Raw genomic sequence first — 13,436 nt, 5'->3', positions numbered from 1 at the left:
GGGTTCACCCCTCTCTGCCCCTGTCGGGGCATCTCTCCCTCAAGGGGAGAGATTGGGGTTGCCAACGCCTCACTCAAAACCCGGCGGCAAGTGCATTTAACCACGCCTGCCAGATAACCTAACCGCAGCATCGCCGGTTCAAAGCGTGAGGGCGATCCAGCTTACGATTTCGGACTGTACCTTGGAAAAGGCATCGTCGAGCGCGGCCACGAGAACGCCGCTGGCTGCGTTGGAGCTGACGGGCACGCTTGCCGTAAACAGCCTCTGCGCCCGCACCACGCCGGTTCTGTCATCCAGCAGCTTGACCGAGAGCTCGACATTGGCGGAGCCCGGCCCCGCGGCGTTGATCGCGAATTCGCGCACCTCGACCACGACCTGATAGTCGATCGCAAGCCCCTGCCCCGGCATTCCGACGCCGGCAAACAGGCCGGTGTTCTCAAGGCCTGCCACAAGCTGCGCCTGGATCACCACGGGAAGCTGGTCGCTCCACTGGGCGCCGGCAAGATAACGCAGTTCCGCGCCGCCGAGACGCACGACGATGCCGCGATTGTTGAGCACCTGGATCGCGGACGGCGTCGGCACCAGAAGCTGGGAGCGCAGCGCCTTCTGGCTCTCGAAGGTCACCACGGGCTGTGCGGACAGATCAAAGGTGTCGGGCGCCGGGCGCAACGCGCAGCCGCTCAGCCCTGCCGCCAGCAGACCGAGCGCGAGAAGCGGTCTCACTCCGGTTTTAACGATCGCGGCAAAAAGCATCTATCCAAACTTCCCCGGGCTTGCCGAATTGGTATCTGTCAGAATTAAGGCATACGCTGGCGATTGCAAAGACCTGACATGCTTGTTTTTTCAGTGGCTTGCCGGATTGCAACCATAGCCCGCATCCGCACGCGTCGTTCGCCGGGCGCTTAGTAACGCTTGCGCCCGTCATAGGTCTTCACGCTGTCGGACCCGAAGATGAATTGCTGCGGGTCGTTGCTGATCGACTCGATCGTGCGGTTCAGATTGTCCACCGTGCGGCGAGTGTCGCTGACGAGACCGCGCACATCCCTGAGGCCGGAGCCCGAGAAGTTCTCGATATTCGCCGCGATCGGCCCGATCCGGGCATTCAGGGTCTCGGCCGCCTGCTTCACCGCGACGAGCGTATCGCGCGCCTGGTCGGACAGCGATTCGACATTGTCGGAGCCGAGCAGATCGTCGACCTTCACCAGGATCTCGTTCACCCGCGTGGACGCCTGATTGAGCTTGATCGACATGTTGGAGACGTTTTCGATCGCCGTATCGATGCTCTGGGTCTTGGCATCGATCGACGCGGCAACGTCCTTGACGGAAGCGACCGCGGATTTGGCGTCGGCCATGACAACCGAGAAATCGTCGATCGAGCTGCCGACCTTTTCAGGGTCGATCGTGGTGACGATCGCATCGACTTGCTTGAACACATCCTGCGCCGTTTTTCCGAACGTAGCGTAGCTTTCGATTGCGTCGCCGAACTGCGTAATGACCTCATCCAGGTTCTTCGAGGCGACGGCAACGTTGGACGTGATCGTCTCAGCATTGTTGACGATCTTGCCGACCTCCTCCGGATTGACCGCCTTGATCAGGACGTCAAGCGAGGCAACGGTCTTGTCGAGGCGTCCGGCGAGCCCGTCGACGGTATCGGACATCTTGCCGATGGATTCGAGGAACTCCCCGATCTGATCGGAATTGTCGGCCAGCGCGCCGGTGAATGTGTCGACGTTCTTGACCGTCTGTGTCAGCGGCGTGCTGACATCATCCACCAGTGTCTGCACCTGCCCGACGGTGTCGTCGAGACGCTTCATGATCCGGTCGGCGGTGGTCAGCAGGTTGGAGAGGCCCGATTTGTCCGCCGTCAGCTCCGCCGGCTCGTCGGTGCGCAGCGATTCCTGCAGGATATTATCTCCTTGCTCGCCATTGGCCGACAATTCGATATAGCCCGTGCCGGTCAGGCCCTGGAGCTCCAGCTTCGCATTGGTGCTCTTGTAGACCGGCGTGGTCGCCTTAACCTGGGTCCGGGCCATGGTATAGCGGGAGTCGGCGGGATCGATCTCCAGCGACTTGATCGAGCCCACCTGGATGCCGTTGAAGCGCACCGCGGAACCGACGCTGAGGCCGTTTGCGGAGCCGGGGATGCGCACGATAAGGTCGGCGACGGGGCCCTGGCGGCCATATTCCTGCATCCAGAAGATAAACCCGGCCCCGGCGGCCAGCACCAGCAGGACGAAGAAGCCGACAACGGTATAATTTGCTTTGGTTTCCATAACTGCCCGTCCGCGCTATTGGCTATTCTGGCCGGCGCCGAAAATGGCGCGGGATCGTTTGCCCCTGAAATAACTCTGAACCCAGGGGTCGTCAAAGGCGAGGAGCTTGTCCAGCGTTCCCTCGACAAGAACTCTCTTCTTGCCCAGCACCGCGATCCTGTCGCAAACGGCGTGCAGGCTGTCGAGGTCATGGGTCACCATATAGACCGTCAGGCCCAAAGTGTCACGCAGCCGGGCGATCAGCTCGTCGAACTCCGCCGCGCCGATCGGATCGAGGCCCGATGTCGGCTCGTCCAGAAAGACGAGATCGGGGTCGAGCGCCAGCGCGCGGGCAAGGGCGGCGCGCTTGATCATCCCGCCTGACAGTTCCGAGGGAAAGCGCTCGGCCGCCTCCGGCCTCAGGCCCACCATCTCGATCTTCAGCCGCGCCAGGTCGTCCATCAGCTTTTTTGGCAGGTCGAGATATTCGCGCATCGGCACCTGCACGTTCTCAAGCACGGTCAGGCCCGAAAACAGCGCGCCGTGCTGGAACAGCACGCCGATGCGCATATCGATCGCCAGCCGCTCCTCGTAGCTCAGCTCGTCGAAATCCTTGCCGAAAATATTGATCGTTCCCGCCTGCCGCTGGTTCAGCCGCAAGACGGTGCGCATCAGCACGGATTTGCCGGTGCCCGATCCGCCGACGAAGCCGAGGATTTCGCCGCGATAGACATCGAGGTCGAGGTTTTCGAGAACCGTCGGCCCGCCGAACCCCACAGTGAGGTCGCGCACACTGAGCACCCTGTCCTTGTCGCCCTGCGGTTGCTGTTCGATATCCACCTCGGCTCCTCAGTAATCGATCGCGGCGTAGAAGATCGCGAAGATGCCGTCGGCGAGAATGACGACGAAGATCGACTTCACCACGGAAGCCGTGACCTTGTGGCCGAGCGATTCCGCACTTCCGCCGACCTTCATGCCCTCAAGCGCTGCAACGATCGAAATGATCACGGCCATCACCGGGGCCTTGGCCAGACCGGAAATCAGGTCGGGAAGGTCGATCGCCTCCTGCAGCCGCTGCAGGAAGGTCTCATAGGTGATGCCGGCATAAAGATCGACCACGACCGCGGCGCCGACGAGTGCAGCAAAATTCGCCAGAATCGTCAGCAGCGGCAAGGCGATGAGCAGCGCCAGCATGCGCGGAAAGACCAGCACCGCGATCGGATCGAACCCCATGACCCTGAGCGCATCGATTTCCTCGCGCATGCGCATCGCGCCGATTTCGGCGGTGATCGCGCTGCCCGAGCGACCGGCGATCATGATCGCGGTCAAAAGCACGCCGATCTCGCGAAGCTGCAGGATGCCGACCAGATCGACCACGAACAGCTCGGCGCCGAAATAGCTGAGCTGGAACGCGCCCTGCTGGGCGATGATCGCGCCGACCAGAAACGACATCAGCGCGATGATCGGCACGGCGCGGACGCCCATATTGTCGATCTGGGCCGCGATCGCGGCCATGTTGACGCCGCCGCGTTTCGAAAACAGTTCGCCGAGCCCGACGAAAAGCGCGCCGAAGAAACCGACGCCGGTATAGATGTCACGACCGGCCGCCACCGCGGAAATGCCGACCGGCTCCAGCACATGCTGGACGATCGACCGGCGTCTGGTCGGCGCTTTTTCGGGCTCCGGCAGTTCCTCGGGAATGGCCTCGAGCAATTCGCCGAGACGGTCCGTCATGCCCTGCATCTCGACTTTAAGACCGGCATCGCCGCATTTGGCCTCGGCCTCGCGAATCAGCCACCCGCCCGCCGTGTCGATAACCCCGACGCCGGAGAGATCGAATGTCACGGAGCCGCCGCCGGCGCCTTTCAGCTTGCCGCCAAGGCCGTCGAGTTCGCCGTAGAGCGCTGCGGCGTTGTGAACGGTCCAGTCGCCTTCAAATGACAGCGTCGCCGGCTGTTCGCCGGACTTGAAGGTGAGAGAGGCTGTGGAATTATCCGCTTTCTGCAAAAGCCATTATCCAGTTTCGTGCGCTCTTGGAACGGGTGGACGCCGCGATCCGGCCGACCGGACAGCGCGCCCCGCGACCTTCGAAGCCGGCGCGCAGCCATGGCGCAACCCTGCAAATAACATTTGCTAGGCTTTTCACGGCCTGTCGGAGATTGCAAGTCTTTTCAATGGCGAGGAGAAGCGTTTGCTGAAGCTTACGCCGCGTGATCCCTGTCGCGGGCGGCCAGAAGCAAGGGCACGGGATCGACCTCCACCGGTTCGGCCGCGACGGGAGCCTCTGCCGTTTCGATCTTCTGCCAGGAGATCAGTTCGAACGTGCCGTCGAAATGCTCGGCCACCGCCGTGCAGCTTTCCACCCAGTCGCCGGTATTGATGTAGCGAAGGCCATCCATATCCTCGATCACGGCGTGATGGATATGACCGCAGATGACGCCGTCGACCTCGTTGCGGCGGGCCTCCTCGACGACCACGCGCTGGAACTCGCCGATGAAGTTGACCGCGTGCTTGACCTGCAGCTTGGCCCAGGCCGAAAACGACCAGTACGGCAACCCCAGCTTGCGGCGGAAGAAGGCGAGAACCTGGTTGATGGCAATCGCAGCATCATAGGCCCAGTCGCCGAGATAGGCGACGACGCGGGCATGGCGCACGACCACATCGAATTCGTCGCCGTGGATGACGAGGTATTTCTTGCCGTCGCCGGCCTCGAAGATCATCCGCTCCGCAACCTCGACGCCGCCGAAATGGGTGCCAGGGAAGTTGCGCAGGAACTCGTCGTGATTGCCGGGAATATAGATGATGCGCGCACCCTTGCGCGCCTTGCGCAGCATTTTCTGGATGACATCGTTGAAGACCTGAGGCCAGTACCAGTTCCGCTTCAGCCGCCAGCCGTCGATGATATCGCCGACGAGCACGATAGTGTCGGCTTCGTGATGACGCATGAAATCGAGCAGGAAATCCGCCTTGGCGGCCTTGGAGCCGAGATGAACATCGGAAATGAACAATGTTCTGAATTGCCTGGGTTCCATGCCTTCGACCCGCCCTGCGTGTGTTGCCGTCACAGGAGTTAAAAGCAGAGTCGTATTTCAACTTGATGACATGCCGTTTTTGGCGGGGATTCAGGCCGGCTGATAGCGCACGAAGGCGAAGGCATCGCCTGTCGGCGACCAGTTCGGCGAATTCATCGTGCCCTGCCCACCGAAAAGCTCGAACAGGGTTTCGAGATTTCCGCCATCCATGTCCATCATCCGCACACGCACCTGGCAGTCGCGGGGGTGATCGAATACGTCCGGATCGTAGGAGATCAGGATGACGCGGTCATTGGTCGGGCATGGATGGGCAAACCAGTTGCCGTAGTCATCGCCGGTGATCTGCTCAAGGCCCGTGCCATCGGGATGCATGCGCCAGATCTGCATCAGCCCGGTGCGCGAGGAATTGAAATAGATCCATTCGCCATCGAAGGAATAGTCCGGCCCGTCATTGCGGCCCTCGCCATGGGTGAGCCGCAGCTCCTCGCCGCCTTCAGCCGCGATCGTGTAGATATCGAAGACATCGTCGCGGATGCCGCAATAGGCAAAGCGCGCGCCATCCGGCGACCAGCCATGCCAGTAGGATGGCAGGTTTTCGGTCACCAGTTTCGGCATGCCGCCTGCGGCCGCAACCGTGTAGATCGCCGATTTGCCGAACTCGCACTTGTCGGAAATCGCGATGGTGGCGCCGTCGGGCGAGATGCCGTGATCATTGTTGCACTGGACGGCGAATCCGGTGTCGATGCGCTGGAGGACGGGTGCGCCCTCAAGCGGCAGCCGATACATGATGCCGTCGCTGTTGACCATCAGGTGGCCGCCATCCGGCGACCAGTTCGGCGCCTCGATCAGCGCATCCGACTGGAACACGACGCGCGCCTGCCGGCTTGCGATATCATAGATTTCAACCGAACTGCGCACCGGACATCTCCTCCACGAACCGCCCGGACCATATCATTCCGAGCGCCGATGTCACGCATCCCTCAACGATCGCGGAAACGGTTGGTGATCGGATAGCGCCGGTCGCGGCCGAAATTCTTCTTGGTGATCTTGACGCCCGGCGCGGACTGGCGTCGCTTGTATTCCGCAATATAGAGCAGATGCTCGATGCGGTGCACGGTTTCCACATCATGGCCGCGCGCGACGATCGCCTCGACCGACATTTCCTTCTCCACCAGGCATTCCAGAATATCGTCCAGCGCCGGATAGGGCGGTAGCGAATCCTGATCGGTCTGGTTGGGGCGCAGCTCGGCGGACGGTTTCTTGTCGATGATGTTCTGCGGGATCACACCGCGCTCCGGCCCCAGCATGCCGTCCGGCCGTTCGCCGTTGCGCCAGGCAGAGACGCCGTAGACCTGCATCTTGTAGAGATCCTTGATCGGGTTGAAGCCGCCATTCATGTCGCCGTAAAGGGTCGCGTAGCCGACCGACATTTCCGACTTGTTGCCGGTGGTCACCACCATTGCGCCAAACTTGTTGGAGATCGCCATCAGGATCGTGCCGCGGGTGCGGCTTTGCAGGTTCTCCTCGGTGATCCCCTCTTCCGTACCCTCAAACATATCGGCAAGCGCCGACATGAAGCCGGTGACAGGCTCCTCGATCGGCACGATATCATAGCGGCAGCCGAGCGCCCTGGCGCAATCGGCGGCGTCCTTGAGCGACTCGTCCGAGGTGTAGCGATAGGGCAGCATCACGCAATGCACCCGCTCCGCGCCCAGCGCATCGACGGCGATCGCCGCGCACAGAGCCGAATCGATGCCGCCGGAAAGGCCGAGCACCACGCTCTTGAAGCCGTTCTTGTTGACGTAATCGGCAAAGCCCAGCACGCAGGCGTGATAATCCGAGGCCTCGCCCACGGGCAATGCCGCCATCTCGCCGGTTTCGATGATCCAGCCATCCGCGCCGCGCCGCCATTTGGAAAGCGCGATCTCCTCGGCAAATTGCGGCATCTGGAATGCAAGCGAGCGGTCTGCATTGAAGCCGAAACTGCCGCCGTCATAGACCAGCTCATCCTGACCGCCGAGCGTGTTGAGATAGACCAGCGGCAGGCCGGTCTCGATCACCTGGCGCAGCGCCACCTGATGGCGGACATCGACCTTGCCGCGGTAATAGGGCGAGCCGTTGGGCGACAGCAGCAGTTCCGCGCCCGATTCGGCGAGCGTCTCGCAAACGCCGAGTTCGCCCCAGATATCCTCGCAGATCGGGATGCCGATCCGGACCCCGCGGAAGTTCACCGGACCGGGCATTTCGCCGGCCACGAATACCCGCTTCTCGTCGAACTCGCCATAGTTCGGCAGGTCGACCTTGTCGCGGATGGCGATGATTTCGCCGCCATCGAGCACCGCGACGGAATTGTGCCGCCCGGCCTCGCCCTGGCGCGGAAAACCGACGATCACGCCGGGACCGCCATCGGCGGTGTCCTTCGCCAGCGCTTCCACCGCCTTCTCACAGGCCGCGAGAAAGGCCGGCTTCATCACCAGGTCTTCGGGCTGGTAGCCGGAGATGAACAGCTCCGTCGACATGATGAGGTCCGCGCCCTTGTCGGCCGCCGTCCGCCGCGCCGCCCGCAACTTCTCCAGATTGCCGGCGATATCGCCAACCGTCGGGTTGAGCTGGGCAAGTGCGATTGTGATGCTGTCCATGGCAAATCCACCTTTCAGGTCTGCAGGGATGGACACCATGTTTTCAGGGAAAAATCAAACCTGAAAAGGCGGAAAGCGCAAAACCACATCGCGCACCAACAATCTCCCCCCTTGAGGGGGAGATGCCCCGACAGGGGCAGAGAGGGGTGAACCCTCTCGGCAAATTCGGAGCTTGCGGCTTTTAGGGCTTACGCCCTTTACCCCTCTCTGTCGCTTTCGCGACATCTCCCCCTCAAGGGGGGGAGATTGTTGGGGGGCTATGCGGCTATGCGCCTTAAAAGCCGATCGCCATCACTCGTTGATCGCGAGCTTCTTTTCCTCGTACGCCGTCTTCATCCGCTCGGCGAGCAGGAAGGCGAGTTCCAGTGCCTGGTCGGCGTTGAGGCGCGGGTCGCAATGGGTGTGGTAGCGGTCGTGCAGGTCGTCGCCGGTCAGCGCCCAGGCGCCGCCGGTGCACTCGGTCACGTCCTTGCCGGTCATCTCGATATGGATGCCGCCCGGATAGCTGCCCTCGGCGCGGTGGATCTGGAAGAAGCTTTCGACTTCCGAGAGAATCCGCTCGAACGGCCGGGTCTTGTACGAGTTGAGCGTGATCGTGTTGCCGTGCATCGGATCGCAGGACCAGACCACCTTCTTGCCCTCGCGCTCCACGGCACGGATCAGGCGCGGCAGGTGATCGGCGACCTTGTCGTGGCCGAAACGGCAGATCAGCGTCAGCCGGCCGGCCTCGTTTTCCGGGTTCACCGCATCGATAAGCCGCAAGAGGTCATCCTCGGCAAGCGAAGGGCCGCATTTGAGACCAAGCGGGTTCTTGATGCCGCGGGCATATTCGATATGGGCATGATCGGCCTGGCGGGTGCGATCGCCGATCCAGATCATGTGGCCCGAGGTCGCGTACCAGTCGCCCGAGGTCGAATCAACACGGGTCAGCGCCTCTTCATAGCCAAGCAGCAGCGCCTCGTGGCTGGTGAAGAAATCGGTCTCCGACAGCGCATGGTTGTTCTCGGCGCGAATGCCGATCGCGCGCATGAACGACATGGTTTCCGACAGCCGGTCGGCGAGCTTCTGGTAGCGTTCGCCCTGCGGGCTATCCTTTACGAAGCCGAGCATCCACTGATGGACGTTTTCCAGATTGGCATAGCCGCCCATGGAAAAGGCGCGCAGCAGGTTCAGTGTCGCGGCCGACTGGCGGTAGGCCATCAGCTGGCGCTGCGGATCGGGAATACGGGCTTCCTCGGTGAAATCGATGCCGTTGATGATGTCGCCGCGATAGCTCGGCAGCGTCACCCCGTTGATCGTCTCGTTCGGGCTGGAGCGCGGCTTGGCGAACTGGCCGGCGATGCGGCCGACCTTGACCACCGGCTGCTGCGCGCCGAAGGTCAGCACCACGGCCATCTGCAGGAAGGCGCGGAAGAAATCGCGGATCGTATCGGCGCCGTGCTCGGCGAAGCTTTCGGCGCAGTCACCGCCCTGGAGCAGGAAACCGCGGCCCTCGGCCACCTCGCCCAGCGCCTTCTTCAGACGGCGCGCCTCGCCGGCAAACACCAGCGGCGGATAGCTCGCAAGCGCGGCCTCTGCCTCGGCCAGTTTTGCCTCGTCAGGATATTCCGGCACCTGAAGGATCGGCTTGTGACGCCAACTTCCGGGGGTCCAGTTCTTCGCGCTCGTCATCATCTCATACCTGCTTTTTGGCGGCCCCGTTTCCTGGGCCGAGCCGTTCTCTCTCCCATTGTGGGCGCGCTTATAGACGTTTCCGGCTTTTTTGTATAGCCGCGACGACCGCACGCGCGGCAGCGGATCTAAACCCGCTCGCCGTTCTTCACGCGGTAGGTCGGCTGGTACATCGTCACCAGTTCCTCCGAGGCCGTCGGGTGAACCGCCATGGTGCGGTCGAAATCGTCCTTGGTGCAGCCGCCCTTCAGCGCGATGCCGATCAGCTGCGCCATTTCGCCGGCCTCATGGCCGAGAATATGGGCGCCGACCACCTTGCGGTCGGCGGCGTTGACGATGAGCTTCATAACCGTGCGCTCGTCGCGGCCCGACAGCGTCGCCTTCATCGGCCGGAACTTGGCGAGGTAGACCTCGAGTTCCTCGTAGCGTTCGGCCGCAACATGTTCCGGCAGGCCGACCGTGCCGATTTCCGGCTGCGAGAACACCGCCGTTGCGATCAGGTCGTGATCCGGCTTGGTCGGGTTGTCCTTGTATTCGGTCTCGATGAAGCACATCGCCTCGTGGATCGCGACCGGGGTGAGCTGGACGCGATCGGTGACATCGCCCAGTGCCCAGATATAGTCGACATTGGTGCGCGAATAGTCGTCCACCATGATCGCGCCCTTGGCGTCCAGTTCGACGCCAACGGATTCAAGGCCAAGCCCCTTGGTGTTCGGCTGCCGTCCGAGCGCCATCATCACCTTGTCGGCGTTGAAGACGTGGCCGTTATGGGTCTGGGCCTTGAGCCGGCCATCGGCCGCCTGGGCGACGTCGACAATCGTGTCGCGGCAGATGACCTGGATGCCCTTCTTCTCCATCGCCTCGCGCAGATTGACGCGCATGTCCATATCGAAGCCGCGCAGGATTTCCGGGCCGCGATAGATCAGCGTGGTCTCGACGCCGAGCCCGGCGAAGATATTGGCGAATTCAACCGCGATATAGCCGCCGCCGGTGATCGCGATCGACTTCGGCAGTTCCTCCAGATGAAAGGCCTCGTTGGAGGAGATGCAAAGCTCGGAGCCCGGCATTTCCGGGTGCGGATTTGGGTGGCCACCGACGGCGACCAGGATCTTCTCCGCGGTCACTTCCTGCCCGGAGGACAGAAGCCGGACGCGATGGTCACCGGCGATCTCCGCCCGGGTCTCGAGAATCTCGGCGCCGTTGGTTTCCAGCCCCTTGCGGTAGAGCCCTTCCAGCCGGGTAATTTCCCGGTCCTTGGCGGCAATCAGCGCCGGCCAGGAGAAACTGCGCTCGCCGACGGTCCAGCCATAACCGGCCGCGTCCTCGAAATGCTCGGGATATTGCGAGGCATAGACGAACAGCTTTTTCGGCACGCAGCCGCGAATGACGCAGGTGCCGCCGAACCGGTATTCCTCGGCGATTGCCACCCTCTTGCCCATGCTAGCGGCAAGGCGGGCGGCGCGCACACCGCCGGAACCGCCGCCGATCACAAACAGGTCGAAGTCATATTGCGTCATGGGAGGGCTCCTTGCGGTGGGGTATTCCGGGACAATCGATTTTGGCTGAATATGGCGACTTTCCGCCAAAAATAAAGCCCGCCGGGGTCGGCGGGCTGTTATGCAACGGGCGAATGGCCCTTTTACTGCGCGGGCAGTGCCGGAACCTCGGTCGCCTCGACGGGCGTGCCGCCATCGGCTTCGATGCGCCGGTTCAGCTCTGCCTGGGCCTGCTGGGAGAGATCGCGGGCGATGCCGCGGGCCCATATATCGCCGGCCTGGCCGAGTTCGCGCGCGGCGATCGGGCCGTACTGGATGAACTTCTTGCCGACATCGGAGTTGTAGAATTCAGCAAGCTGGTTGAGTTCTTCCGCAGTGAAGATGTTGGCGTAGATCTGCGCGCCTTCCTTCTCGAGATCGGCCCGGCGCGGGGCCAGCGCGATCGCCGTATCGGTGACGACCTCGTCGATCACCGTGTGGTAGTTCGGATAGACCTGCGTGAGTTGGGCCTGAACGAGGTCCGCCTGATTCGGCAGGATCTCGTCGAACTGGTTGTTGATGCCCAACGCCTGGAGCGCGGCTTTGGCGGCGGCCTCATGCTCAGGCGAAATGTCCTGCGCAGAAGCAACCGAAAAGGCGCCAAGTCCCATAATCGTCGCGGCGATGGCCACGGAAAGGCCGAACCTGGATTTCATTTTCATAAAGGACTCCTGTCTACTCAGTTGCTTTGAGTGTACGTACACCGCCGTCGGATGCAACGATGGCGAGTGTCGCGATGTCAATGAACAGCCCGTGCTCCACAACGCCGGCGATGGCGTTGAGCGCGTCTGACAATGCCTGTGCATCGTGAATGCGGCCAAATGATGCATCGATAATATAGTGTCCGCCATCGGTCATATAGGGCCCGTCGCCCGATTGGCGAAGGTCGAGCGACCCAGAAAGATTGAGCCGCGACGCGGCGCGTTCGATGGCAAGGCGGGTCGCGCCGAGCCCGAACGGCATGACCTCGATGGGCAGCGGAAAGGCGCCGAGGCAATCCACGACCTTGGTCTCGTCAGCAATCACGATCATCGCTTTAGAGGACGAGGCCACGATCTTTTCGCGCAACAGCGCGCCGCCGCCGCCCTTGATGAGATTGAGCGCCGGATCGATCTCGTCGGCGCCGTCGATCGTGAGATCGAGCTCCGGCGTTTCGTCGAGCGAATTCAGCGTGATGCCCAGTTCCAGGCACTGACGCGCCGTCGCCTCGGAGGTCGGAACCCCGATGACATTGAAGCCGTTGGCAACCTTTTCGCCGAGGAGCGCGATGAATTCCCGCGCCGTGCTGCCGGTTCCGATGCCGAGCCGCATACCGTCCTCGACATATTCAAGCGCGGTTTCCGCAGCCTTTATCTTCAATTGACGCGCATCCATGCGTCACATGCTCCTTTTGGCTAACGGTAAGGTGTTTACACGCCACGCGCGTCAAACAAAAGACCTTTTGCGCCGAGGCCGCGCAAATGCTTGGCATGCTTGCTGCCGGCGGTTATGAACCGGGCCGGGAAGCGGACGGCGAGCGTCGTCTGCCGGAAAATGAAGGATCGTCCCCAATGCCCGCACCGCTCGCCATATTCGACCTCGACGGCACGCTGATCGATACAGCGCCCGATCTGATCGCAAGCCTGAACCACGCCATCGCGCCTGCGGGGCTCGCCCCCTATGGCATCGAGGACACGAAGATACTGGTCGGCCGCGGCGTAAGAGTGATGATCGAAAGGGCCTTCGAACATCGCGACCGATCGCTCGACGAGGATACGTTCGATGCCTGTTTCGAACGCTTCAGCGAACACTATCGCGCCGGCATCCCCGGTGAAAGCCGCCCCTACCCCGGCATCGTCGCGGCGCTCGACCGGCTGAAATCCACGGGCTTCGATCTCGCCGTGTGCACCAACAAGCGCGAATCGTTCACCATGCCGCTGCTCGAAGCACTCGGTCTCACCGGCTATTTCACCGCGATCACCGGCGGCGACACATTCGCCTTCCGCAAGCCCGATCCCCGCCACATCACGGAGACCATCGCGCGCGCCGGGGGCGACGTCGCCAATGCGGTCATGGTCGGCGACAGTTCCAATGATATCGATTCGGCAAAGGGCGCCGGCGTTGCAACCATCGCCGTCACCTTCGGCTATGCCGACCGCCCGGTCGCCGAAATGGCCGCCGACCGGATGATAAGCGACTATGCGGCGCTGACGTCGGAACTGGCGCTCGCGGTGATCGCACGGCGATAGCTGCCGCCGTCCCCGAGCCCGACAACGCAAAAGGCGCACCCGCAAAACGGACGCGCCTTCTTTGATTTAGGGCCCTGGC

General features: G+C 62.3%; 12 protein-coding genes. 1 reads left to right on the top strand and 11 read right to left on the bottom strand.

Features of this window, described 5'->3' with window-relative positions; genetic code table 11:
• Window positions 1-138: 138 nt before the first annotated feature.
• The 11 genes from V6766_RS21190 to rpiA all read right to left on the bottom strand — a co-directional run bounded on the left by V6766_RS21190 (window position 139) and on the right by rpiA (window position 12,503).
• Entirely contained in the window at window positions 139-753 is a 615-nt protein-coding gene (locus tag V6766_RS21190; protein ID WP_448469926.1) for an ABC-type transport auxiliary lipoprotein family protein, read from the bottom strand.
• A 149-nt stretch (window positions 754-902) separates the two neighbouring features.
• Complete coding sequence (locus V6766_RS21185) at window positions 903-2,273, bottom strand: MlaD family protein (RefSeq protein WP_448469924.1); 1,371 nt, start codon at window positions 2,271-2,273, stop codon at window positions 903-905.
• Between the two features lie 15 nt (window positions 2,274-2,288).
• Entirely contained in the window at window positions 2,289-3,092 is an 804-nt protein-coding gene (locus V6766_RS21180; RefSeq protein ID WP_448469922.1) for an ABC transporter ATP-binding protein, read from the bottom strand.
• 9 nt (window positions 3,093-3,101) lie between these two features.
• On the bottom strand, window positions 3,102-4,259 hold the full coding sequence (locus tag V6766_RS21175; protein WP_448469920.1) for an MlaE family lipid ABC transporter permease subunit: 1,158 nt from the start codon (window positions 4,257-4,259) through the stop codon (window positions 3,102-3,104).
• Window positions 4,260-4,453: 194 nt separating this feature from the next.
• Window positions 4,454-5,284 carry a UDP-2,3-diacylglucosamine diphosphatase gene (locus V6766_RS21170; RefSeq protein WP_448469918.1) on the bottom strand — a complete coding sequence of 277 codons (831 nt, stop codon included), beginning with the start codon at window positions 5,282-5,284 and terminating at the stop codon, window positions 4,454-4,456.
• Between the two features lie 90 nt (window positions 5,285-5,374).
• On the bottom strand, window positions 5,375-6,202 hold the full coding sequence (locus V6766_RS21165; protein ID WP_448469915.1) for a TolB family protein: 828 nt from the start codon (window positions 6,200-6,202) through the stop codon (window positions 5,375-5,377).
• Between the two features lie 62 nt (window positions 6,203-6,264).
• A complete protein-coding gene (locus V6766_RS21160; protein ID WP_448469913.1) occupies window positions 6,265-7,923 on the bottom strand; it encodes an NAD+ synthase in 1,659 nt (552 codons plus the stop codon).
• A 291-nt stretch (window positions 7,924-8,214) separates the two neighbouring features.
• Window positions 8,215-9,594: a class II 3-deoxy-7-phosphoheptulonate synthase gene (locus tag V6766_RS21155; protein ID WP_448469930.1), complete on the bottom strand. Its 1,380-nt coding sequence runs from the start codon at window positions 9,592-9,594 to the stop codon at window positions 8,215-8,217.
• 128 nt (window positions 9,595-9,722) lie between these two features.
• Entirely contained in the window at window positions 9,723-11,111 is a 1,389-nt protein-coding gene (gene gor / locus V6766_RS21150; RefSeq protein WP_448469911.1) for a glutathione-disulfide reductase, read from the bottom strand.
• A gap of 122 nt (window positions 11,112-11,233) precedes the next feature.
• Window positions 11,234-11,791, bottom strand: coding sequence for a DUF2059 domain-containing protein (locus tag V6766_RS21145; protein ID WP_448469909.1), 558 nt, complete (start codon window positions 11,789-11,791; stop codon window positions 11,234-11,236).
• 13 nt (window positions 11,792-11,804) lie between these two features.
• The gene (gene rpiA / locus V6766_RS21140; protein WP_448428116.1) at window positions 11,805-12,503 is read right to left on the bottom strand and encodes a ribose-5-phosphate isomerase RpiA; all 699 of its coding nucleotides are present in this window, start codon (window positions 12,501-12,503) and stop codon (window positions 11,805-11,807) included.
• Between the two features lie 176 nt (window positions 12,504-12,679).
• Between rpiA and V6766_RS21135 the strand changes: the two genes are divergently transcribed.
• On the top strand, window positions 12,680-13,357 hold the full coding sequence (locus tag V6766_RS21135; protein WP_448428114.1) for an HAD family hydrolase: 678 nt from the start codon (window positions 12,680-12,682) through the stop codon (window positions 13,355-13,357).
• Window positions 13,358-13,436: the final 79 nt, after the last annotated feature.

Source organism: Martelella sp. AMO21009, assembly GCF_053484295.1.
This window is presented reverse-complemented; position numbering and strand designations above follow the sequence as displayed.